At 59.7% G+C, this 22,460-nt stretch carries 20 protein-coding genes; all 20 read left to right on the top strand.

The features are described 5' to 3' along the window. The first annotated feature begins 13 nt into the window (after positions 1 to 13). The 20 genes from CAF65_RS15410 (at position 14) to fliG (ending at position 22,456) form a co-directional block, all read left to right on the top strand. Positions 14 to 2,938 (top strand): TIGR00180 family glycosyltransferase, encoded by a 2,925-nt coding sequence (locus CAF65_RS15410; protein WP_085717024.1) that lies wholly within the window; start codon positions 14 to 16, stop codon positions 2,936 to 2,938. Between the two features lie 134 nt (positions 2,939 to 3,072). After that, a complete protein-coding gene (pseC, locus tag CAF65_RS15405; RefSeq protein WP_085717023.1) occupies positions 3,073 to 4,263 on the top strand; it encodes a UDP-4-amino-4,6-dideoxy-N-acetyl-beta-L-altrosamine transaminase in 1,191 nt (396 codons plus the stop codon). Beyond that, on the top strand, positions 4,263 to 4,883 hold the full coding sequence (locus tag CAF65_RS15400; protein ID WP_085717022.1) for a pseudaminic acid biosynthesis-associated methylase: 621 nt from the start codon (positions 4,263 to 4,265) through the stop codon (positions 4,881 to 4,883). Before pseC ends, CAF65_RS15400 begins: the two co-directional genes overlap by 1 nt. Further along, positions 4,880 to 5,587 (top strand): pseudaminic acid cytidylyltransferase, encoded by a 708-nt coding sequence (gene pseF / locus CAF65_RS15395; protein WP_085717021.1) that lies wholly within the window; start codon positions 4,880 to 4,882, stop codon positions 5,585 to 5,587. Before CAF65_RS15400 ends, pseF begins: the two co-directional genes overlap by 4 nt. Beyond that, on the top strand, positions 5,584 to 7,089 hold the full coding sequence (pseG, locus tag CAF65_RS15390) for a UDP-2,4-diacetamido-2,4,6-trideoxy-beta-L-altropyranose hydrolase (protein WP_085717020.1): 1,506 nt from the start codon (positions 5,584 to 5,586) through the stop codon (positions 7,087 to 7,089). The genes pseF and pseG overlap by 4 nt, the downstream gene beginning before the upstream one ends. Then, positions 7,082 to 8,134 carry a pseudaminic acid synthase gene (pseI, locus tag CAF65_RS15385; RefSeq protein WP_085717019.1) on the top strand — a complete coding sequence of 351 codons (1,053 nt, stop codon included), beginning with the start codon at positions 7,082 to 7,084 and terminating at the stop codon, positions 8,132 to 8,134. Before pseG ends, pseI begins: the two co-directional genes overlap by 8 nt. A gap of 226 nt (positions 8,135 to 8,360) precedes the next feature. Beyond that, positions 8,361 to 9,287: a ketoacyl-ACP synthase III gene (locus tag CAF65_RS15380; RefSeq protein WP_085717018.1), complete on the top strand. Its 927-nt coding sequence runs from the start codon at positions 8,361 to 8,363 to the stop codon at positions 9,285 to 9,287. Positions 9,288 to 9,378: 91 nt separating this feature from the next. Further along, complete coding sequence (locus CAF65_RS15375) at positions 9,379 to 10,671, top strand: motility associated factor glycosyltransferase family protein (protein ID WP_085717017.1); 1,293 nt, start codon at positions 9,379 to 9,381, stop codon at positions 10,669 to 10,671. Then, entirely contained in the window at positions 10,668 to 10,934 is a 267-nt protein-coding gene (locus CAF65_RS15370) for a hypothetical protein (RefSeq protein ID WP_085717016.1), read from the top strand. Before CAF65_RS15375 ends, CAF65_RS15370 begins: the two co-directional genes overlap by 4 nt. Positions 10,935 to 11,176: 242 nt before the next feature. Continuing rightward, positions 11,177 to 12,028, top strand: coding sequence for a flagellin domain-containing protein (locus CAF65_RS15365; RefSeq protein WP_057398351.1), 852 nt, complete (start codon positions 11,177 to 11,179; stop codon positions 12,026 to 12,028). Positions 12,029 to 12,100: 72 nt separating this feature from the next. After that, complete coding sequence (locus tag CAF65_RS15360; protein ID WP_085717015.1) at positions 12,101 to 12,454, top strand: flagellar protein FlaG; 354 nt, start codon at positions 12,101 to 12,103, stop codon at positions 12,452 to 12,454. Positions 12,455 to 12,536: 82 nt separating this feature from the next. Further along, positions 12,537 to 13,973: a flagellar filament capping protein FliD gene (gene fliD, locus CAF65_RS15355; RefSeq protein ID WP_085717014.1), complete on the top strand. Its 1,437-nt coding sequence runs from the start codon at positions 12,537 to 12,539 to the stop codon at positions 13,971 to 13,973. Between the two features lie 129 nt (positions 13,974 to 14,102). Continuing rightward, complete coding sequence (fliS, locus tag CAF65_RS15350) at positions 14,103 to 14,498, top strand: flagellar export chaperone FliS (protein WP_085717013.1); 396 nt, start codon at positions 14,103 to 14,105, stop codon at positions 14,496 to 14,498. Between the two features lie 10 nt (positions 14,499 to 14,508). Further along, positions 14,509 to 14,805 (top strand): hypothetical protein, encoded by a 297-nt coding sequence (locus CAF65_RS15345; protein ID WP_015096255.1) that lies wholly within the window; start codon positions 14,509 to 14,511, stop codon positions 14,803 to 14,805. 172 nt (positions 14,806 to 14,977) lie between these two features. Further along, the gene (locus tag CAF65_RS15340; protein WP_085717012.1) at positions 14,978 to 16,453 is read left to right on the top strand and encodes a sigma-54 dependent transcriptional regulator; all 1,476 of its coding nucleotides are present in this window, start codon (positions 14,978 to 14,980) and stop codon (positions 16,451 to 16,453) included. Between the two features lie 110 nt (positions 16,454 to 16,563). Then, the gene (locus tag CAF65_RS15335) at positions 16,564 to 17,775 is read left to right on the top strand and encodes a PAS domain-containing sensor histidine kinase (protein ID WP_085717011.1); all 1,212 of its coding nucleotides are present in this window, start codon (positions 16,564 to 16,566) and stop codon (positions 17,773 to 17,775) included. A gap of 5 nt (positions 17,776 to 17,780) precedes the next feature. Next, positions 17,781 to 19,166 (top strand): sigma-54 dependent transcriptional regulator, encoded by a 1,386-nt coding sequence (locus tag CAF65_RS15330; protein WP_085717010.1) that lies wholly within the window; start codon positions 17,781 to 17,783, stop codon positions 19,164 to 19,166. A 147-nt stretch (positions 19,167 to 19,313) separates the two neighbouring features. Further along, positions 19,314 to 19,640, top strand: coding sequence for a flagellar hook-basal body complex protein FliE (gene fliE, locus CAF65_RS15325; RefSeq protein ID WP_008021337.1), 327 nt, complete (start codon positions 19,314 to 19,316; stop codon positions 19,638 to 19,640). A 16-nt stretch (positions 19,641 to 19,656) separates the two neighbouring features. Then, on the top strand, positions 19,657 to 21,444 hold the full coding sequence (gene fliF, locus CAF65_RS15320; protein WP_085717009.1) for a flagellar basal-body MS-ring/collar protein FliF: 1,788 nt from the start codon (positions 19,657 to 19,659) through the stop codon (positions 21,442 to 21,444). After that, positions 21,437 to 22,456, top strand: coding sequence for a flagellar motor switch protein FliG (gene fliG / locus CAF65_RS15315; protein WP_007983391.1), 1,020 nt, complete (start codon positions 21,437 to 21,439; stop codon positions 22,454 to 22,456). The genes fliF and fliG overlap by 8 nt, the downstream gene beginning before the upstream one ends. Positions 22,457 to 22,460 lie beyond the last annotated feature (4 nt).

Below are 22,460 nucleotides of genomic sequence, written 5' to 3'. Positions count from 1 at the left end.
TGTGGGGAAATGTATGCAGGGCAAGAATAATTCTGAACACGGGTTGGCACTCAACGAACAGTTGACCGTGGTGCTGATGTCTCACGAGCGGCCGGCATTTTTGCGCCGGGCGGCACGTTTCTACAGCGGCTTGCCTTGCAGGATTCTGGTGCTGGATTCTTCGACTGAAGGTCAGCCAGGCCTGGTCGGGCAGTTTGAAAATGTGGATTACCAGCATGTCCCGCAGTTTGGCTACTGGGGGGTTCGTGCCAAGCTGGCTCATGGCGTGGAACAAGTGACTACACCGTTCATGGTGTTCGCCGCCGACGATGACTTCCATGTGCACGACGCCCTGCGCGCAGCCGTGGCATTCATGCAGGACAATCCCGATTACGGCCTGTGCCACGGTTACAGCATGATGTATCTGTCGCAAGCCAACAGCGTCAGCTACTTCCGGCGAGACAAGAAGGTCTGCGAAGATTATTGCTCCGAGCACGCCGAGGAGCGTGTGCTCGATTACATGCACCAGTACATCCCGCCTTTCTATGCCGTACAGCGCACCGACCTGGTACGTGACTGGTTTCAGGCGATGCCTCACGATACGTCTTTCCAATGGCAGGAAATCGGTCACACGTATTACATGCTGGCGCGGGGCAAGGCGCGGATTCTGCCGATCCCGTATGTCGTGCGTGAGATGAACTACGGGTATTCGGAGCACAACACCGAGATCTTCCACACGCTGGCTCATACCGATGCCAAGTCGGTCGCCGAGCGCGAGGACTTTGCCGCTTTCCTTTTCGGGCTGCCGACTCAAGTTCAAGGCGAGGACCCGGAGCAAGGCAAGCAGTTCGCGCTGCAAAGCTTTGAAGCCTTGGCCGACAGCTTGCGCACCGGTCGGGCACTGACCACCGAGCTGATTATCGAGTCCGCCTGGACGAGCGTCGAGCAAGGCCCTGTGCGCCGTTTCGGCCCCAAGCAATACGTCGAAATGCCGTTCTATAACCAGGCGTTTTTCGATCAGCTGACCCAGTTCGAGTTCCTGTTGCACGCGATGCCGGCCGGTCGCGTTCAGTTGCAAGGCCTGGAAGGTGTCTGGACCCGTCAGCAGAGCCTGATGCTGGCGCGTAACAATGACACGCCGGAAAGTGTGGTCGATCGTTTGTGGCAAGCCCACGACAGCAACGTCTTCAACCGCGTGGTGGTCAAGCGTCTGGCGGCACAGTTGGCGTTGCTGGGCGAAGACGAAGAGGCGCAGACCCTGCACGAATGGGCTGCACGTCTTGAGGCAGTGTCGATCGAGGGCAATGGCGCGACATTCGACAAGATGCTGTCCGGTCGTTTGCTCAAGTGGCTTGCACCGCGTCAGCCCGATGCACATGAGGCTGAGTCGATCACCCGGCACTTGGCGGCCAACGACGGGGGGCCGCAATTCGGGATCTTCCTGCTGGACCTGGATAACGATATCGACAAGCTGCAAGTCAGCCTCGACAGCCTGCTCGAAGGTCACAGCAAGGCGTTCAGGATTGTGGTCTTCACCACCGGTGAAGCACCGGCGGCGACCACGGCGCAGAACACCCTGCACTTTGTCCGGGTCACGCCAAGCAACTACGTCGACAAACTGAACCAGAGTGCTCGTCAGTCGACTGCCGATTGGTTGCTGCTGGCTGAAGCCGGCGACGAATTCACCGCCGGTGGACTGTTGCGCGCCAGCCTGGAACTGCTGTCTGCCGCAGAGTGTCGCGCCGTCGCCACCGACGAAATCCAGCGCACCTCGGAAGGCGCACTGGTGGACGTGTTCCGTCCGGGCTTCAACCTTGATTTGCTGCAAAGCCTGCCGGCGCTGATGGCGCGTCACTGGCTGATCCGTCGGGAAGTGTTCATTGAAGTCGGCGGCTACCAGCCTGACTTCAGCAAGGCCCTGGAATTCGACTTGCTGCTGCGCATCATCGAGCAGGGCGGCCTCAACGGGCTGGCCCACCTGGATGAGCCGCTGGTGATTGCCCGGGCGCCGGTACTGGAAGAAAACGCCGATGAGCGCCTGGCGTTGCTGCGCCACCTGGGCAACCGTGGCTACAAGGCCAGGATCACGTCGGCAGTACCGGGCACCTACCAGGTCGATTACCGCCACACCGAACGTCCGCTGGTGTCGATCATCGTGCCGGCCGGGGACAATCTTTCGGCCCTGCAACAGTGCCTGCAAGCCGTGATGCTGCGTACCCGCTACATCCAGTACGAAGTGCTGATCGCACTCAACCCGAATCAGTCGGCCGAGGTCAACGATTGGCTGGGCACCTACCAGCATCCGAAAGTCAGCGTGCTGCGTGCCGACCAGATCCTGGGCGACGCGGCGTTGTACAACGCGGCCAGCCAGCAGGCGCAGGGCGAGTATCTGGTGCTGTTGGCCGCCGACAGTGAAGTGATCAACCCGAACTGGCTTGAGTCGCTGCTCAATCACGCCCAGCGACCGGAAGTCGGCGTGGTCGGTCCCAAGTTGATCGACCGCGACGGCAAGGTCACCCAGGCCGGCCTGATTATCGGTATGAACGGTGGTGTGGGCTCAGCCTTTGTCGGTGAAAAACACGACGCCAAAGGTTACCTGCACCGGTTGGCACTGGAGCAGAACTACTCGGCGGTGTCGAAGGTGTGCCTGATGGTGCGTAAAGCGTTGTTCGACGACCTGAACGGTCTGGACAGCGTAACCTTCGCCGATGGCTTGAGCGATGTCGATCTGTGCCTCAGGGCCGGTCAGGCCGGTTACCTCACCGTGTGGACGCCGCTGGTACAGGTCATTCATTCGGGTGAAGTGCCACAGGTGCCGCAGGCCCTCGATGCGCTGCGTGACAAGTGGGCGGCGGCCTTTGCGCAGGATCAGGCGTATAACGCCAATCTGGCCTTGAACGGCAAAGGCTTTGCCCTGGGCGAAAGCGCTTCGGTGAACTGGGCGCAGTTGCTCGGGTAGGCCTGGCGAACAGGTATAAGGATTCAAGGCATGTTCAACGGAAAATCGATTTTCATCTCAGGCAGCACCGGTTCGTTCGGGCGTCATTTCGTCCGTCGCTTGCCGGACAAGCTTGCCCATGCCTGGTTACCAGCATGATTCCATACGCTCGGCAAAGCCTTGATCAGGCGGACATCGACGCCGTGGTCGGTGTATTGCAGTCTGACTGGCTGACCCAGGGGCCGACCATCGAGCGTTTTGAACGAGCGATGGCCGAACGCTGCGAGGCCGGTTTTGCCGTGGCGGTGTGCAATGCCACGGCGGCCTTGCATATCGCTTGTCTGGCGGCGGGGCTCGGCCCGGGAGATTGGCTGTGGACGACGCCGAACACCTTTCTCGCCTCGGCAAACTGCGGCCGCTATTGCGGTGCCGAGGTGGATTTTGTCGATATCGACCCGCTGACCTGGAACCTCGACGCTGGTGCGCTGGCCGTCAAGCTGGAACGGGCCGAACGTGAAGGCAGGCTGCCGAAAGTGCTTGTGGCCGTGGCGTTCTCGGGGCAGAGCTGCGACATGCGCAGGATTGCCGCGCTGGCCAGGCGATACGGCATTACCGTGATCGAAGACGCGGCCCATGCCGCTGGCGCGTCCTATGCCGGGCGCCCGGTGGGTTGCGGCGAGTTTGCCGCGATGACCGTGTTCAGTTTTCATCCGGTGAAGATCATCACCAGTGCCGAGGGTGGCATGGTGATGACCAACAGCCCGGAACTCGCCGAGCGTTTGCAGCGCTTGCGCAGCCACGGCATGACTCGGGATCCGCAGCAAATGACCGGACTCAGCCACGGCCCCTGGTACTACGAGCAGGTGGAGCTGGGTTTCAATTACCGCATCACCGACCTGCAAGCGGCCCTTGGTTTGTCGCAGTTGAACAAACTGGATGAGTTCATCGAGCGTCGGCGTGAACTGGCGGCGCGTTATGAGCGCTTGCTGGCGTATCTGCCGCTGACCTTGCCCAGTGCGCAGCCTGAGGCCGAGTCGTCATGGCATCTGTATGTGGTGCGGCTGCAACTCGATCAGATCAGTCTCACTCATCGTGAGGTGTTCGAGGGGTTGCGGGCCGCCGGGATCGGGGTGAACCTGCATTACATTCCCGTGCATTTGCAGCCTTACTATCGTGAACTCGGGTTCGCCGAAGGTGATTTTCCGCAGGCCGAACGTTACTACGCAGAAGCCATCAGCCTGCCGTTGTACCCGTTGCTCAGTGATGAGGAACAGGACTATGTGGTCGAGCAGATGCGGCAGTTGATCGAAATAATCCAGCCATTGCGGCGGGTGGGAAATGTGTGATGCGTGAACTGACCGAGCAGGAAACTTTCTGGCAGGGTGAATTCGGCAACCGGTACGTTGATCGCAATGTCGGGCAGCCGCTGGTGGCCGCGAACCTGGCGTTGTTTGCCAAGGCACTGACGCGGGTCGGGCGCATCGACAGCCTGGTGGAACTGGGCACCAATGCCGGCAACAATCTGCAGGCACTGCGTCAACTGTTGCCCCGTTGCGAGTTGTTCGGCGTGGAAATCAATGCCAGTGCCTGTGCCGCTGCCCAGGCGCTGGGTATTGCACACATCTGGCAGGGTTCGCTGTTCGATTTTCCTCGCGAACGCACCTTCGACCTGACCCTGAGCAAAGGCGTGCTGATTCACCTGGCGCCGGAGTTGCTGCCGGCCGCTTACGCGCAACTGTATGAGCTGAGTCAGCGCTACATACTGATCGCCGAGTACTACAACCCGGCGCCGGTCGAGGTCCCGTATCGCGGCAACAGCGGCAAGTTGTTCAAACGCGACTTCGCCGGTGAAATGCTTGATCGCTATGACGACCTGCAACTGCTCGATTACGGTTTTGGCTACCACCGCGATCCGCAATTCCCGGTGGATGACATCACCTGGTTTGTCCTGGAAAAACGCCGTTGAACAACGTCGCCATCATCCCGGCCCGGGGTGGCAGCAAACGCATACCCCGCAAGAACCTCAAGCCGTTCGCCGGTGTGCCGATGATTGCCCGCTCGATTCAGGTCGCCCTGGAGTCCGGGTTATTTTCCCGGGTGGTGGTCAGTACCGACGACGAGGAAATCGCCGGGCTGGCGCGGGACTGTGGCGCTCAGGTACCCTTCATGCGCCCGGCGGCACTGGCCGACGACTTCACGGGTACCGCAGCGGTGATTGCCCATGCCCTGCAAGCCATGCGCGAACAAGGCGACGAGTTCAGTCGCGCCTGCTGCATTTACGCGACCGCGCCGTTACTGCAGTCGCGATTTCTTGTCCAGGGGCTGAGCCTGCTGGAGCAACATCCCGACAAGTCGTTCGCATTCTCGGTATGCGACTTCGGTTTCCCGGTTCAGCGAGCCCTGACCCTTGATGATCAGGGGGCATTGACGGCGCTGTATCCGCAGTATCGTGATACCCGCTCACAGGATCTGTCGATCGCCTATCAGGACGCCGGGCAGTTCTACTGGGGCCACAGCGATGCCTGGCTGCGTGGCGAGGTGCTGTATTCACCGTACAGCCTGCCGGTCATCCTGCCGCGTCATCTGGTGCAGGACATCGACACACCGGAGGACTGGAAACGCGCGGAGTACCTGTATGCTGCGCTGAAAGCCGGAGGTGAGCTGCAATGAGAGTACTGATTCGCTCTGACGCTTCGCCAACCATCGGCAGCGGCCACATTGCGCGCTGCCTGTGCCTGGCTCGCGTATTGCGCCGGCAGGGCAGTCATGTGGCGTTCGCCTGTCGCCTGTTACCGGGGCATCGACTGGAGGCACTGCGGGCCGAAGGTTTCGAAACCTTCGAACTGCCCGAGCGCTACAGTGATGAAGACCCGCAGCAAGCCATCGAATCCATGCTGCCATGGCAGGCAGACATCGCCGCGCTCGAGCCATTGCTGGAGCACCAGCCGGCGTTTGACTGGATCATTGTCGACCACTACGGCCTCGATCATCACTGGCAGACGGCTGCGCGACGCTGGGCGCCACGGATCGCCGTGGTGGATGACCTCGCCACGCGGACCTATAGCGCCGATTTGCTGCTGAACCAGAATCTCTCGGGTACGCCAGAGGCTTATGCGTCGTTGCTGGCGCCAGGCTGCAGGACATTGTTCGGCCCCCGGTTTGCCATGTTGCGCGACGAGTTCCGTTGCCCGGCCATCGAAATCAAGCCCCGGGCCCGGCGTGTGCTGGTGAATTTCGGCGGGTTCGACGCTGCCATGCAGACCCACCATGCAATGCTGGCGCTGGCGGATTTTGTTGAACTGGAAGTCGATTTTGTCGCCGGTGCGGGTAATCCGGCCTGGGCGCAGATGCAGGCGCTGGCGGCGAGTCGGCCGCACTGGCGCCTGCACAGTTTTGTCAGCGACTTTTATCGATTGATGACCGAGGCCGACCTGTTTGTCGGGGCGGGTGGCGGCACCAGTTGGGAGCGGGCGGCCATGGGGTTGCCGACGATTTGCATTGCCGTGTCGAACAACCAGCAAGCCAATGGCGAGGTCATGGCGGCGGCGGGCGCCCATGTGTTCATGGGCGCCCGTGAGCACGTCAGTGTCGAGCAACTGCGCCTGGCCATCGGCTTTGTCGCGGGTAACCAGGGTTTGCGCCAGAGCCTGGCACAGCGGTCGCGACAGCTAGTCGATGGCCGGGGGGCGCAGCGGGTGGCCGCTGTGCTGGCCGGTGCGGTGCTGAAGATGCGCCCGGCGACCCTGGAGGATGCGCAGCTGTTGTTCGACGGGCGCAACACCGAGGCGGTGCGCCGCTGGTCGCTGGAGACCGGCGTGATCGAATGGCCTGCCCATCAGAACTGGCTGACCGCGAGCCTGAGCAATCCCCTGCGGCTGTTGTTGATTGCCGAGGCTGATGACGGTCCGGTCGGTGTGCTGCGTTATGACCGGCGTGGCTTTAGCGCCGAAGTGTCGATTTATCTGTTCGAAGGCCGGTTCGGCCTGGGGTGGGGCAGGGCGCTGCTGACCCGTGGAGAAGCCTTCGTGAAGGCCCGCTGGCCAGAACTGGAGTCGCTCACTGCCCAGGTGCTGCCCGCTAACCAGCCGTCGCTGAACGTCTTTCGCGAAGCCGGTTTTACCCAGAATGCCTGCGCGTTTACGCGCGTATTGAAGGATCACGCAGATGACTAGCTTCAAGATCGGCGAGCGCCTGATCGGTGCCGATGCGCCGCCATTCATCATTGCCGAGATGAGCGGCAACCATAACCAGTCCCTGGACATGGCGCTGCAAATCGTCGAGGCCGCGGCCAGGGCCGGCGCCCATGCGCTGAAACTGCAGACCTATACCGCGGACACCATGACCCTGGACCTGGCCGAAGGCGAGTTCTTCATCAAGGACCCCAACAGCCTGTGGGCCGGTACTTCGCTGTACGCCTTGTATGAAAAGGCCCACACACCCTGGGAATGGCACGCGCCGATTTTCGCTCGCGCCAGGGAACTGGGCCTGCTGGCATTCTCCACGCCCTTCGACGAGAGCGCCGTGGATTTCCTCGAAAGCCTCGACGTGCCGGCCTACAAGATCGCCAGTTTCGAAAATACCGACCTGCCGCTGATACGCCGGGTAGCCGCGACAGGCAAGCCGCTGATCATTTCCACCGGCATGGCCAGCATCGCCGAACTCGATGAAACCGTGCGCGCCGCCCGCGAGGCCGGGTGCAAGGATCTGGTGCTGCTCAAATGCACCAGCACCTATCCGGCTTCACCGGTGAACAGCAACCTGAGGACGATTCCTCATCTGCGCGAGTTGTTTGATTGTCAGGTGGGACTGTCCGATCACTCCATGGGCGTCGGTGTGTCCGTGGCGGCGGTGGCACTGGGTGCCACGGTGGTGGAAAAGCATTTCACCCTCGAGCGTGCGGCCGGTGGTGTCGACGCCAGTTTCTCGCTGGAGCCCTCGGAACTGGCCAGCCTGGTGATTGAAACCGAACGCGCCTGGCAAGCCATGGGGCAAGTGCATTACGGCGTCACCGAGGCCGAGCGGCAATCCCTGGTGTACCGTCGGTCGCTGTATGTCACCGAGGATATGGTGGCCGGTGAGCCCTTCGATGGGACAAATCTGAGAACCATCCGTCCGGGACTCGGGCTCGCGCCCAAGCATGCGCAAAGCCTCCTGGGACGCCGTGCCCGTCAGGCCATCAAGCGTGGAACACCGCTGGACTGGTCGTTGGTCGAATAACCCCGAGCGGCGCTGATTCGGCAAAATGCGTGACCTGCGAGTCATAACGGGCATCTTCACTGTATTGTATTGACCGGGAAGATGGCGCCTGACCCTTTATCGGGTTCAGTGATAGCCCTTGACGCTTCCCTGCCGTCGCTCTGGGGTGACGGTAATCCAGGTTTGTCGGCGCCCCTCGATTCCTTGCGAGTGGTGGTATTGGGCTGTTTATTATTGGGAAGCCGTAATGATTGGCATAAAAAACATTGCGAGCTACGTTCCTGTAGCCGGCGTGGACAATTACGCACAAGGTGCAAAATTCGAGAAGGATGAAGAATTCATCCTGGGCAAGATCGGTTCGGCTTTCCTGCCGCGCAAAGGCGTTGATCAGGAAACCTCCGATCTGTGCGTTGAAGCGGCCAATGCGCTGTTTGCCAGCAACCCTGATCTGAAACGTGAATCCATCGATGCGTTGATTGTCGTCACCCAGAACGGTGACGAAGAAGGCCTGCCGCATACCGCAGCCATCGTGCAGGACAAGCTCGGCCTGCCAATCAATGTCGCCGCGTTCGATATTTCCCTGGGCTGTTCCGGTTACGTCTACGGCATCTATGCGATCAAGGGCTTCATGGAGGCCGCTGGTCTGAAGAACGGCCTGCTGATCACTGCCGACCCGTATTCGAAGATCGTCGACCCGGAAGACCGTAACACCACCATGCTGTTCGGCGATGCCGCCACTGCGACCTGGATGGGTGAAAATCCGACCTGGGCACTGGGCAAGGCCAAGTTCGGCACCGACGGTTCCGGCGCTCCACATTTGAAAGTCAGCGACGGCGTGTTCTTCATGAACGGCCGCCAGGTCTTCAACTTCGCACTGCTCAAGGTGCCGGCACATTTGCATGAGTTGCTGGGCGAGTCGCAACTGAGCGCTGACGACATCGACGCGTTCTGCATTCACCAGGGCAGCGCGGCGATTGTCGATGCGGTCGCGCGGCGCTTCGAAGAATGCCCGCAGAAGTTCATCAAGGACATGGTCGAGACCGGTAACACGGTGTCGTCGAGCATTCCATTGCTGCTGGAAAAGCATATTCTCGATTCCGAATGGAAGCGCGTTGCGCTCAGCGGTTTCGGAGTGGGGCTGTCATGGGGTTCGGCGATCATCTATCGTCCTTGAGTGAAAGTCTTTTAATAAAAAAGGCCGGTACAAAAAAGCGTTCAAGGGTTAACCTTGAGCGCTTTTTTGCTTGTAAGGAATGCGAGGTAGCATGAGCGAATGCTTTGAAGACAATGCTCAGGTTATCCAGCGGCGCTGGCCGTCGCTGTATGCGCGATTGGAAACGGAAGATCGCCTGGCCATCGAGGTCGAGCTGATCGAAGGGCGGGACTCGACGTTGTGTGTGGGTGGCATCCAGCTCACCAGCCGCCATGATCGCCTGGGTGAGGCCCGTTTGCAGGCCGCCAGCCTGGCGCCAGACAAGCCACTGCTGCACGTTTACGGCACCGGTTTCGGCGATTTGCCTTCGGTCTTGCTGCAGCGCGCGGGGCTTGAGAAGCTCTATGTCCATATTCTCAACGGCGCGCTTTTCGCACTGGTGTTGCAACTGATCGATCAACGCCAGTGGCTGAGCGATCCGCGCGTGCAACTGCTGTATGCCGGCGATCTGTCGGACATCTGCACCCCGTTTTTTGCGTTGCCGGCGGAAATGCTGCTGGCGGATGACTTCAGCGCGAAGATTCGTGATCGCCTGGTCAGCGAAGTGCACCTGAGTTTCAACAACCGAGAATTCGACCCGCAGTCTCCCGTCATTCGGCAACGCTTGCAGGACACCCTTGAAGTGCTGCTTGCCGACGATGATGTGGCACAGTTGTTCGACAGTTGTTCTGAACGTGAAATCTATGTGATCGGCACAGGGCCCAGCCTTGAAGGGAACTTCGAGCGCCTGGCGGCCGTGCGCAAGCAAACGCCGCGTCCCCTGTTCATCAGTGTGGATACCGCCTACAGGCCCCTTCGCGAGCATGGAATCAAACCTGACCTGGTCGTGAGCATCGATCAGCGCATCAGTGCGCTGCACTTGCCGGGCGAGGACTCCGAAGGCATTCCGCTGGTGTACTTGCCTTTGAGCGATCCGCACATGCTGAAGGCCTGGAAAGGCAAACGGTATGGCGGTTATTCCGCCAGCCCGATCTACGCCACGCTACGTGAGCAACACCCGCGTGCGCAGCTCTACGTCAGTGGTAGCGTGATCCACCCGGCCGTCGATCTGGCAGTGAAGATGGGCGCGCAGCGCATCACGCTTTTCGGTGCGGATTTTTCCTTCCCGATGAACAGGACCCATACCGGTTGGAATGATGGTGACCTGGGTCCGCCAGTGAACCAGGCCCGGCACTGGGTGCACGATGGTCATGGACAGAAGGTCAAGACGCAATTGAATTTCCGCAGTTACCTGTGCGAGCTCGAGCGTTACATCGCCAGGCATCCCGAGGTGCAGTTCTTCAACAGCAGTCGGGCAGGGGCAATGATTGCCGGTACGCAGTTCAATCAGGATTTCGTGCAATGAAGCCTCAAGTGAAGGGCATCGATGAGTACCGGCAGTGCGCAGGACTGTTTCGCCTGGGGCGTGATGTCGAGGCGGCTTTGAACATGGTCGATCTGTTCGATGAGACGCAGCGGCTGTTTGCACTGGCGCCCCGGGATGTTCAGCAGGCCTGGGCCTTGATGCTCAGACAAATGCTGGCCTGCCAGGAGCGCCAGGATTGGCTGGGGCTTGCCGACTTCATGGAATATGAGTTGATCGAATTGCTCGAAAACATGCCGGCCTGAGGGACAGCAACAGCTTTGGCGCGGGTGTTTGTGGGGTGGACAATTTTATGGCGTCATTTTTTCGCGGTTGAGGGGCACTAAGCCCTTGTTTTCTCGGGGGTGGCAGGGTGATGGCATTTTTTTTCAAAAAAGCCCTCAAGCAACCTGCCAACCCGACGATAACTATTACGAAGGTTCTCTAGGCCATACCCGGCGGTTGCCAGGGCCGGAAGCCGCAGTACCCAACCAACGAGGAATTCGTCATGTCTTTAACAGTAAACACCAACACCACGTCGTTGAACGTTCAGAAGAACCTGAACCGTGCTACCGACGCTCTGTCGACTTCGATGGCTCGCCTGTCTTCCGGCCTGAAAATCAACAGCGCTAAAGACGACGCTGCTGGCCTGCAGATCGCAACTCGCATGGCTGCACAGATCCGTGGTGGTAACCAGGCAGTGCAGAACGCCAACGACGGTATCTCCGTTGCCCAGACCGCTGAAGGCGCTCTGCAAGCTTCGACCGACATTCTGCAGCGTATGCGTGAACTGGCTGTTAAAGCACGTAACGGTACCAACAGCACTGCTGACCAGACCGCTACCAACTCCGAATTCGCTCAGATGTCTGACGAAATCACTCGTATCTCCGCTTCCACCAACCTGAACGGCAAAAACCTGCTGGACGGTTCGGCTGGCACCATGCAGCTGCAAGTCGGCGCCAACACTGGTTCGGCCAACCGCATCGACCTGGTGCTGAGCTCCAAGTTCGACGCCGTTTCCCTGTCCGTAGGCAGCGGTACTGTTGTTCTGACCGGTGCGACTTCCGCTACCCTGTCTGCCAACATCGACAACGCGATCACCGCGATCGACGCTGCACTGGCATCGATCAACGCCACCCGCGCAAACCTGGGTGCTTCGCAAAACCGTCTGACCAGCACCATCTCCAACCTGCAGAACATCGTGGAAAACACCACTGCTGCACAAGGCCGTGTACAAGACACCGACTTCGCCGCAGAAACCGCGAACCTGACCAAGCAGCAAACCCTGCAACAGGCTTCTACCTCGGTTCTGGCCCAGGCCAACCAACTGCCTTCCGCTGTACTGAAGCTGCTTCAGTAATTTCGGAATGAGTTTGAGCGGGGGAGTGTGCTTGTCACGCTCTCTCGCTTTTTACGTTAAGAGGTGATGGACATGGAGATGAGCGTGAAGCTTGGCGTGTCTTATCCGGCTCCCCAGCCAGCGAACGCTGTCTCGGATAAAGCACCGGAAAAGCCTGAAGCCGCCAGCGTGACGCCAGTGGCGGACAAGAAGCTGGAGGCGGATGACACTCACCTGAAGCAGGCGGTGCAGCAGATCGAAAAGTTTGTGCAGTCGATCAAGCGCAATCTGGAATTCTCGATAGACGAGCAATCCGGAAAGGTCGTCGTCAAGGTGATTGCAAGCGAAACGGGCGAAGTCGTGCGACAGATCCCTTCCGCAGAGGCCCTCAAGCTGGCAGAAAGCCTGAGCAATGCGAGCCACGTATTGTTCGACGCTAAAGTTTGATAGCTGGCATGAATAGTGTCTGTACGTTCTTGGGCGCAGGTATTGGCCAAAAGAGTGGCAGCAACCTGAAGGGAGACGCTAAATGGCAAGTCCAATTTTACCGGGTTCGGGCTTAGGCTCTGGCCTGAATATCGGGGATATCGTCACTGCTCTGGTCAACGCCGACAAATCGGCGAAGCAGACGCAGATCGATACCCAGACCAAAACCAACACGCTGAAGATTTCCGGTGTCGGTTCCTTGAAAAGCGCACTGACAGCCTTTCAGACGGCGCTGACCAATCTCGGTAGCAAGACCAATCCTGCGTTTGCGGGCTTTACCGCCACTTCGGGTACTCCGTCGATTCTGGGTGTAACTTCCGACAACACCGCAGTTGCCGGTACCTACAGCGTTGTTGTGAATAACCTGGCCACCAGCTCGAAAGTAGCCAGTGCTTCTTTTGCCGGCGGTGCCGCCAGTGCCATTCCGAGTGGTACTCTGAAAATCAGTCAGAATGGCACTGATTACGATGTCACGATTCCAGCCAATGCGACCTTGCAGAGCACTCGGGATGCCATCAACTCTGCGCAGGCGAGTAACGGTATTTCTGCCAACATCGTGACTGACAGCAGCGGTGCGTCGCGACTGGTGATCAGTTCCAGCAAGACCGGCGCGGGTTCCGACCTTGTGGTCAGCGGTATCGCCGGCCTTGCAATCGACGGTACCCAACCGATGGGCGCCAACCCTTCGGCTGCAAGTTCCGGTGCTGTCAACGGAGTTGCGGTGGATGCATCGCTGACCATCGATGGTCTGGCAGTAACCAGCAAGAGCAATACGGTTACCGGCGCAGTCAGTGGCCTGACCCTGAACCTGGCGTCCGCGAGCACGGGTACACCACCGGCTGCTGCGACCGTGACCGTGGCGACCAATACCGCCGGTTTGCAAACATCGATCCAGTCGTTCGTCGATTCCTACAACACCCTGATGAACACCATCAACTCCCTGACCAAGGCGACAGCGGGTGCCGATGGCAAGCTGACGGTTCAGGCGGCGTTTACCGGTGACTCGATGCCGCGCTCACTGATTTCCGATATCCGCAGTGTGCTGACGGATCCCGGTGCGGGTGGTCCTTTGGCGGTGCTATCGCAGATCGGCGTGATGACAAACGAGAAAACCGGCAACCTGGCGTTCGACACGACGGCGTTCAACAAGACGATGTCCACCGGTGGTATGAGTGGCCAGGTTCAGCAGTTGTTCAGCGGAACCAATGCGACCAACGGCCTTCTGGCGCGTATGGGTACTGCAATCAAGCCTTATGTGCAGACCGGTGGCTTGCTCGATCAGCGCAATAGCAACTTGCAGAGCGTGAGCAAGAATCTTTCGAATCAGCAGTCGGCATTGGACTTGCGTGTCGCGAACATGACCAAGACGTTGACCGCCAAATACAACGCAATGGATCTTCTGGTCGGGCAAATGAAAGCGACGGCGACTAGCATCACCTCGTTCTTCACGTCCTTGAACGCCCAGAAGTCCAACAGCTAGTCCTGAGCTGACGACAAAAACCCGGCTACGCATTTTCGCGTGTGCCGGGTTTTTGTCTTTTGCTCTAAAGTTTCCTGGTACGCGGACGATACACTGGTCATACGAGTCATTGTGGTAATGAGGTAGAACATGAATCCAATGTTAGCCCTTCGGCAGTATCAGAAAGTGGGCGCGCACGCCCAGACCTCCGAAGCGAGTCCGCACCGTTTGGTGCAAATGCTCATGGAAGGTGGCCTGGACCGTATCGCTCAGGCCAAAGGCGCCCTGGAACGCAAGGACATTCCCGGCAAGTGTGTGTCGATCGGCAAGGCGATTGGCATCATCGGCGGCTTGCGTGAAGGCCTGGATCTTGAAAATTGCGCCGATGCCGTGGGCGAACTCGACAGTCTTTACCTCTATATGATGAAGCGCCTGGCCGAGGCGAACATCAGCGGCGACCCGAAGATTCTCGATGAGGTCGCGGGGTTGCTTCGCACGGTGAAAGAAGGCTGGGACGGCATTGCTGAGCCAGGTCCGCAGTTCTAGGGAGGTCGCCATGAGTCTTGTATTGCAGCGAATAGAACAAACTCGTGAAGCGCTGGTCGGTGCTTTGGCCGAGCGCGACTGGGAGGCTATCGGTCAATTGGACCTGGATTGCCGTTCGTGCATGGAAGACGTCTTGAGCGAGGCTTCGCTGGACGAAGAAGTTCTGCGCAGCAATCTTGAGGAGTTGCTGTATGTCTACAAGCAACTGCTTGAGGTAGCGATGGGGGAGAGGCAGGCGATAGTCGATGAAATGTCTCAGATCCAGCAAGCGCGGAACGCGGCAAAGGTTTACCATCTGTTTGGTTAATTAACCCCAAGTTAATCCAGACATGTGCGCCATAAATTTGACTGTGCACGGTTTTTTGACTTAACTAGTGGCTGGTTCCAGATTTCAGTCGTCTTCAGGCACAGCGTGTCTGCAAGCGTCTAGCTTGCCCCAGCATTTTGGGCATTGAGTTGACTAGGGAAGTTGCTATTGCATGTGGCGTGAAACCAAAATTCTGCTGATCGATGACGATAGCGTCCGCCGCCGCGACCTGGCGGTGATCTTGAATTTTCTCGGCGAAGAAAATTTACCCTGCGGTAGCCATGACTGGCAGCAGGCTGTCGGCTCATTGCCGTCAAGTCGTGAAGTAATCTGTGTCCTCATCGGGACGGTCAATGCTCCTGGTGCACTTCTGGGCTTGCTTAAGACACTCTCGACCTGGGATGAGTTCCTTCCGGTTTTGTTAATGGGCGATAATTCTTCCATTGACCTGCCGGAAGACCAGCGTCGTCGAGTGCTTTCGATCCTCGAAATGCCGCCCAGCTACAGCAAATTGCTCGATTCGCTGCACCGTGCCCAGGTCTATCGCGAGATGTACGACCAGGCCCGCGAGCGCGGTCGTCATCGCGAACCCAATCTTTTCCGCAGTCTTGTCGGCACCAGCCGGGCGATTCAACACGTCCGTCAGATGATGCAGCAAGTCGCCGATACCGATGCCAGCGTGCTGATTCTCGGTGAGTCCGGCACCGGCAAGGAAGTGGTTGCACGCAACCTGCATTACCATTCCAAGCGCCGCGAAGCGCCGTTCGTGCCGGTCAACTGCGGGGCGATCCCGGCCGAGTTGCTGGAAAGCGAGTTGTTCGGTCACGAGAAGGGCGCCTTCACCGGGGCGATCACCAGCCGCGCCGGTCGATTCGAACTGGCCAATGGCGGCACCCTGTTCCTCGATGAAATCGGCGACATGCCGCTGCCGATGCAGGTCAAGCTGCTGCGCGTGTTGCAGGAGCGCACCTTCGAACGCGTGGGTAGCAACAAGACCCAGAGCGTCGACGTGCGCATCATTGCGGCGACCCACAAGAATCTCGAAAGCATGATCGAGATCGGCACCTTCCGCGAAGACCTGTACTACCGCCTGAATGTGTTCCCGATCGAGATGGCGCCGCTGCGTGAGCGCGTCGAAGATATTCCGCTGCTGATGAACGAGCTGATCTCGCGCATGGAGCACGAGAAGCGCGGTTCGATCCGTTTCAACTCGGCAGCGATCATGTCGCTGTGCCGGCATGGCTGGCCGGGCAACGTCCGCGAACTGGCCAACCTGGTGGAGCGCATGGCGATCATGCATCCATACGGCGTGATTGGCGTGGCCGAGTTGCCGAAGAAATTCCGCTACGTCGACGATGAAGACGAGCAGATGGTCGACAGCCTGCGCAGCGATCTGGAAGAGCGCGTGGCCATCAATGGTCATACACCGGACTTCACGGCCAATGCCATGTTGCCTCCCGAGGGGCTGGACCTGAAGGACTACCTCGGTGGTCTGGAGCAGGGGCTGATTCAGCAGGCACTGGATGATGCCAATGGCATTGTGGCGCGCGCGGCCGAGCGGCTTCGTATTCGTCGTACCACGCTGGTGGAAAAGATGCGCAAGTACGGCATGAGCCGTCGTGATGGAGACGAACAGGCGGATGATTGACGCCTGTTTTTCAACCCATTCATTTACAAGAAGTTTTTTTTAGGCACGGGTATTGCTATGTCCCTCGCAACGTTCCGTTTCACTGACGGTCAGCCAAGCGAGAGAGCACAATGCCCCAAGCCGCCCAGAAGTCTCCTGTCCCTGATGCTTCGGGACAACCGTCGTCCGTAGAGCAGGTGAGTCGGCTGGGTCTTGAGCAGGCATTCGCGCTGTTCAATCAGATGTCCAGTCAGCTGACCGATTCCTACAGCATGCTTGAAGCCCGGGTAACCGAGCTCAAGGGTGAACTGGCGGTGGTCAGTGCTCAGCGCATGCAGGAGCTGGCGGAAAAAGAACGCCTGGCCAACCGCCTGCAAAACCTCCTTGATCTGTTACCCGGTGGTGTCATCGTCATTGACGCACAGGGCATCGTGCGTGAAGCCAATCCGGCTGCGTGCGAGTTGCTGGGGTTGCCGCTGGAAGGTGAATTGTGGCGCCACGTCATTGCTCGTTGTTTTGCGCCACGCGAAGACGATGGTCATGAAGTCTCCCTCAAGGATGGTCGGCGCCTGTCGATCGCCACGCGCTCGCTGGACGCCGAGCCCGGCCAGCTGGTGTTGCTCAATGACCTGACCGAAACCCGCCATCTGCAGGATCAACTAGCCCGTCATGAGCGTCTGTCGTCGCTGGGGCGCATGGTCGCTTCGTTGGCGCATCAGATACGCACGCCGTTGTCCGCCGCGCTGCTGTACGCCAGCCATCTGACCGAGCAACAGCTGCCGGTCGCTACCCAGCAGCGTTTTGCCGGGCGCCTCAAGGAGCGCCTGCACGAGCTGGAACACCAGGTGCGCGACATGCTGGTGTTCGCCCGGGGCGAGTTGCCGCTGACCGACCGCGTGACACCTGCTCAACTGATGCAGTCGTTGCAGGCGGCCGCGCTGACCCACGTGCAGGATCTGCCGATCCGCTGGCAGTGCGACAGTCACTTGGGGGAGTTGCTGTGCAATCGCGACACGCTGGTCGGAGCGATCCTCAACCTGATCGAGAACGCCATTCAGGCCAGTGCCGGTCAATTGCGCCTCAAGATTCACCTCTACACCCGCGGCAACAACCTGCACCTGTGCGTCAGTGACAGTGGCTCTGGTATCGATGCCGCCGTTCTGGCGCGATTGGGTGAACCCTTCTTCACCACCAAGGCCACCGGCACAGGTCTTGGGCTGACTGTGGTCAAGGCAGTGGCGCGTGCTCATCAGGGAGAGTTGCAGTTGCGCTCTCGGCTCGGTCGCGGCACCTGCGCGCAGGTGATCCTGCCGTTGTTCAGCAGCGCCCAAGGAGCGAAGTGACGCACATGGGTATCAAGGTTTTATTGGTCGAGGATGACCGCGCGTTGCGCGAGGCACTGGCTGATACGCTTTTGCTCGCGGGGCACGATTACAAGGCAGTGGGTTCGGCCGAAGATGCGCTGGCTGCTGCCGGCAGCGAGGTCTTCAGCCTGGTGGTCAGCGACGTCAATATGCCGGGCATGGACGGCCACCAGTTGCTCGGCATGCTGCGAGTGCGGCAGCCGCAGTTGCCGGTGCTGCTGATGACGGCTCACGGCTCGGTCGAGCGTGCGGTCGATGCGATGCGCCAAGGAGCGGCGGACTACCTGGTCAAGCCATTCGAGCCCAGGGCGCTGCTCGATCTGGTGGGGCGTCATGCCCTGGGCGGTCTCGGCCTGACCGAAGGCGAGGGGCCGGTAGCGTTCGAACCGGCGAGTGCGCAGTTGCTCGAGTTGGCAGCGCGGGTCGCACGTAGCGACTCCACGGTGCTGATCTCGGGTGAGTCGGGCACGGGCAAGGAAGTGCTGGCGCGCTACATCCATCAGCATTCTCGTCGCGCCCATCAGCCGTTCATTGCGATCAACTGCGCAGCGATCCCGGACAATATGCTCGAAGCGACCTTGTTCGGTCACGAGAAGGGCTCCTTCACCGGCGCCATTGCCGCGCAAGCCGGCAAGTTCGAGCAGGCCGACGGTGGCACCATTCTGCTCGATGAAATTTCCGAAATGCCCCTGGGGCTCCAGGCCAAATTGCTGCGCGTGCTACAAGAGCGCGAAGTTGAAAGGGTTGGGGCGCGCAAACCAATCACACTGGATATTCGTGTGGTCGCGACCACCAATCGTGACCTGGCGGGTGAAGTGGCGGCAGGGCGCTTCCGCGAGGATCTTTATTATCGCCTGTCGGTGTTTCCTCTTGCCTGGCGCCCCTTGCGCGAACGTACCGCCGACATCCTGCCACTGGCCGAGCGTCTGCTGGCCAGGCACGTCAATAAAATGAAGCATTCGCCTGCCAGGTTGTCGCCCGAGGCTCAGGCGTGCCTGATCGGTTATCCGTGGCCGGGTAACGTGCGTGAACTGGACAACGCGATTCAGCGTGCGCTGATTTTGCAGCAGGGCGGTTTGATCCAGCCGCAGGATTTCTGCCTGGCCGGGCCGGTGGCTTGCGCTCCTTTGCCTGCGTTGGCGCAGGTGCCGATGCGTCCAGTGGAAGTCGAGGCTGAGTCGGCCGGGGCGCTGGGCGATGACCTGCGTCGCCGTGAATTCCAGGTGATCATCGATACCTTGCGCGCCGAGCGCGGTCGTCGCAAAGAGGCGGCTGAGCGCCTGGGTATCAGCCCGCGAACCCTGCGTTACAAACTGGCGCAGATGCGCGATGCCGGCATGGATGTGGAAGCTTATCTGTTTGCCACCTGATCCCTGGTTCCAATACCTGGGCCTGTAGGAGCGGCGATGAGAAGGCCTTTTGTGAAACAAGGCTATGGAGCTGGCACCCTTGTTGCTAACACCTCACTACCCGCCGAGTGAGTGTCAAAAAATTGCGGGTCGTCAAAGAGAGAAACCATGAGCCAAGGTATTGAATTCAATCGGTTGATGCTGGATATGCGGGCCATGCAAATGGATGCCATGTCTGCGCCGAAATCGACGGCCGTCCCTGAAGTGGCGGGCAGCAGTTTTTCCGACATGCTCGGCCAGGCCGTCAATAAAGTGAACGACACCCAACAGGCTTCCACTCAGTTGGCCAGTGCCTTCGAAATCGGCAAAAGCGGCGTCGACCTCACAGACGTGATGATTTCCTCGCAGAAGGCCAGTGTGTCATTCCAGGCATTGACCCAGGTGCGCAACAAGTTGGTTCAGGCCTACCAAGACATCATGCAGATGCCGGTTTAAAGGACGAGATTGAGTCATGGCAGAAGCAGTCGCCGATAACGTTCCGGCCAAGACCACTCCGATAGACGGCAAGCCGCCGCTGTTCGGATTGTCTTTCCTGGAAAACCTCTCCGAGATGACCATGTTGCGTCAGGTGGGCCTGTTGGTCGGCCTGGCGGCGAGCGTGGCGATTGGCTTTGCCGTGGTGTTGTGGTCCCAGCAGCCGGACTACCGGCCTCTGTACGGCAGCCTTGCCGGCATGGACGCCAAGCAGGTCATGGATACCCTGGCCTCCGCCGATATTCCGTACACCGTCGAACCCAATTCCGGTGCCTTGCTGGTCAAGGCCGATGACCTGTCCCGTGCGCGGCTCAAGCTCGCGGCCGCTGGTGTCACTCCCAGCGACGGCAACATCGGTTTTGAGATCCTCGACAAGGAACAGGGGCTGGGCACCAGCCAGTTCATGGAAGCGACCCGCTATCGTCGCGGCCTCGAAGGCGAACTGGCCCGCACCATTTCCAGTCTGAACAACGTCAAGGGTGCCCGTGTGCACCTGGCGATCCCGAAAAGCTCGGTGTTCGTGCGCGACGAGCGCAAGCCAAGCGCTTCGGTTCTGGTTGAACTCTATTCCGGCCGCTCCCTGGAGCCAGGCCAGGTCGTTGCCATCATCAATCTGGTGGCAACCAGCGTTCCCGAACTCAGCAAGTCGCAGATCACCGTGGTCGACCAGAAGGGCAACCTGCTGTCGGATCAGGCGGAAAACTCCGAACTGACCATGGCCGGCAAGCAATTCGACTACAGCCGTCGCATGGAAAGCATGCTCACCCAGCGCGTACACAACATCCTGCAGCCAGTGCTGGGCAACGATCGCTATAAAGCCGAAGTGTCCGCGGATGTGGACTTCAGTGCGGTCGAGTCGACTTCCGAGCAATTCAACCCGGATCAACCGGCGTTGCGCAGCGAGCAGTCGGTCAACGAACAACGTACCGCCAGCAATGGTCCGCAAGGCGTGCCGGGTGCCTTGAGCAACCAGCCGCCGTCGCCGGCCTCCGCGCCACAAACCACCGGTGGTGCGACCGCGTCGGCCGGCATGGTGCAGCCAGGCCAGCCGCTGATCGACGCCAACGGCCAGCAAATCATGGACCCGGCCACCGGTCAGCCGATGCTCGCACCGTACCCCGCGGACAAGCGTCAGCAATCGACCAGGAACTTCGAGCTCGACCGTTCCATCAGCCATACCAAGCAACAGCAGGGTCGATTGAATCGCCTGTCGGTGTCGGTGGTGGTCGATGATCAGGTCAAGATCAATCCGGCCAACGGGGAAGCCACCCGTGCGCCATGGAGCGCCGATGAATTGGCGCGCTTCACTCGCCTGGTTCAGGATGCGGTCGGCTTCGATGCCAGCCGTGGTGACAGTGTCAGCGTGATCAACATGCCGTTCTCCGCCGAGCGCGGTGAAGTGATTGCCGATATTCCGTTCTACTCCCAGCCGTGGTTCTGGGACATCGTCAAGCAAGTGCTGGGTGTGCTGTTCATCCTGGTGCTGGTGTTCGGTGTGCTGCGTCCGGTGCTCAACAACATCACTGGCGGCGGCAAGGGCAAGCAGCTTGTTGGCTTGGGTGGCGACGTCGAGTTGGGTGGCATGGGCGGCCTGGACGGCGAACTGGCCAACGATCGCGTCAGCCTTGGCGGCCCGCAAAGCATTCTGCTGCCGAGTCCGAGCGAAGGCTATGACGCACAGTTGAACGCAATCAAGAGTCTGGTGGCAGAAGATCCGGGTCGTGTGGCCCAGGTCGTGAAAGAGTGGATTAACGCAGATGAGTGATAACCGAGCCGTTGCCGCCAAACTGTCCAAGGTCGACAAGGCCGCGATCCTGTTGCTGTCCCTTGGCTCCACCGACGCGGCCCAGGTGCTGCGTCACATGGGGCCCAAAGAGGTTCAGCGCGTAGGCGTGGCCATGGCCCAGATGGGTAATGTGCACCGCGAGCAGGTCGAGCAGGTGATGAGCGAGTTCGTCGATATTGTCGGCGACCAGACCAGCCTGGGCGTCGGCTCCGACGACTATGTGCGCAAAATGCTTACTCAGGCCCTGGGCGAAGACAAGGCCAACGGCCTGATCGACCGCATCCTGCTCGGTGGCAACACCAGCGGCCTCGACAGCCTGAAGTGGATGGAGCCGCGCGCCGTCGCCGACGTGATCCGTTATGAGCACCCGCAGATCCAGGCGATCGTGGTGGCGTATCTCGATCCGGACCAGGCTGGTGAAGTGCTCGGCAACTTCGACCACAAGGTACGGCTGGACATCATCCTGCGAGTCTCTTCGCTGAACACCGTACAGCCAGCGGCCCTGAAAGAACTCAACCAGATTCTCGAAAAACAGTTCTCCGGCAACTCGAATGCCTCGCGCACCACCCTGGGTGGCATCAAGCGTGCGGCGGACATCATGAACTTCCTCGACAGCTCGATCGAAGGCCAGCTCATGGATTCGATTCGCGAAGTCGACGAAGACTTGTCCGGTCAGATCGAAGACCTCATGTTCGTCTTCAACAACCTGGCCGATGTCGACGACCGCGGAATCCAGGCACTGCTGCGCGAGGTGTCCTCCGATGTGTTGGTGCTGGCCCTCAAGGGGTCGGACGAAGGTGTCAAGGAGAAGATCTTCAAGAACATGTCCAAGCGTGCGGCCGAACTGTTGCGCGACGACCTGGAAGCCAAGGGCCCGGTGCGCGTCAGCGACGTGGAAACCGCGCAGAAGGAAATCCTCACCATCGCCCGCCGTATGGCCGAAGCCGGAGAGATCGTTCTCGGCGGCAAGGGCGGCGAGGAAATGATCTAACACC

The sequence above is a fragment of the Pseudomonas sp. B28(2017) genome (genome assembly GCF_002113025.1).
Lineage (GTDB): Bacteria > Pseudomonadota > Gammaproteobacteria > Pseudomonadales > Pseudomonadaceae > Aquipseudomonas.
The sequence above is the reverse complement of the archived record's forward strand: the minus strand, read 5'-3'. Positions and strand labels throughout refer to the sequence as shown.

What these genes read in the sequence shown, in the direction of transcription:
- pseG (WP_085717020.1), top strand. Translation starts at nt 5,584, where the DNA reads ATGAGAGTACTGATTCGCTCTGACGCTTCGCCAACCATCGGCAGCGGC.
- CAF65_RS15340 (WP_085717012.1), top strand. Translation starts at nt 14,978, where the DNA reads ATGTGGCGTGAAACCAAAATTCTGCTGATCGATGACGATAGCGTCCGC.
- CAF65_RS15330 (WP_085717010.1), top strand. Translation starts at nt 17,781, where the DNA reads ATGGGTATCAAGGTTTTATTGGTCGAGGATGACCGCGCGTTGCGCGAG.
- CAF65_RS15410 (WP_085717024.1), top strand. Translation starts at nt 14, where the DNA reads ATGCAGGGCAAGAATAATTCTGAACACGGGTTGGCACTCAACGAACAG.
- pseI (WP_085717019.1), top strand. Translation starts at nt 7,082, where the DNA reads ATGACTAGCTTCAAGATCGGCGAGCGCCTGATCGGTGCCGATGCGCCG.
- fliF (WP_085717009.1), top strand. Translation starts at nt 19,657, where the DNA reads ATGGCAGAAGCAGTCGCCGATAACGTTCCGGCCAAGACCACTCCGATA.
- CAF65_RS15335 (WP_085717011.1), top strand. Translation starts at nt 16,564, where the DNA reads ATGCCCCAAGCCGCCCAGAAGTCTCCTGTCCCTGATGCTTCGGGACAA.
- CAF65_RS15365 (WP_057398351.1), top strand. Translation starts at nt 11,177, where the DNA reads ATGTCTTTAACAGTAAACACCAACACCACGTCGTTGAACGTTCAGAAG.
- fliS (WP_085717013.1), top strand. Translation starts at nt 14,103, where the DNA reads ATGAATCCAATGTTAGCCCTTCGGCAGTATCAGAAAGTGGGCGCGCAC.
- CAF65_RS15380 (WP_085717018.1), top strand. Translation starts at nt 8,361, where the DNA reads ATGATTGGCATAAAAAACATTGCGAGCTACGTTCCTGTAGCCGGCGTG.
- CAF65_RS15360 (WP_085717015.1), top strand. Translation starts at nt 12,101, where the DNA reads ATGGAGATGAGCGTGAAGCTTGGCGTGTCTTATCCGGCTCCCCAGCCA.
- CAF65_RS15345 (WP_015096255.1), top strand. Translation starts at nt 14,509, where the DNA reads ATGAGTCTTGTATTGCAGCGAATAGAACAAACTCGTGAAGCGCTGGTC.
- CAF65_RS15375 (WP_085717017.1), top strand. Translation starts at nt 9,379, where the DNA reads ATGAGCGAATGCTTTGAAGACAATGCTCAGGTTATCCAGCGGCGCTGG.
- CAF65_RS15370 (WP_085717016.1), top strand. Translation starts at nt 10,668, where the DNA reads ATGAAGCCTCAAGTGAAGGGCATCGATGAGTACCGGCAGTGCGCAGGA.
- pseC (WP_085717023.1), top strand. Translation starts at nt 3,073, where the DNA reads ATGATTCCATACGCTCGGCAAAGCCTTGATCAGGCGGACATCGACGCC.
- fliD (WP_085717014.1), top strand. Translation starts at nt 12,537, where the DNA reads ATGGCAAGTCCAATTTTACCGGGTTCGGGCTTAGGCTCTGGCCTGAAT.
- fliE (WP_008021337.1), top strand. Translation starts at nt 19,314, where the DNA reads ATGAGCCAAGGTATTGAATTCAATCGGTTGATGCTGGATATGCGGGCC.
- CAF65_RS15400 (WP_085717022.1), top strand. Translation starts at nt 4,263, where the DNA reads ATGCGTGAACTGACCGAGCAGGAAACTTTCTGGCAGGGTGAATTCGGC.
- fliG (WP_007983391.1), top strand. Translation starts at nt 21,437, where the DNA reads ATGAGTGATAACCGAGCCGTTGCCGCCAAACTGTCCAAGGTCGACAAG.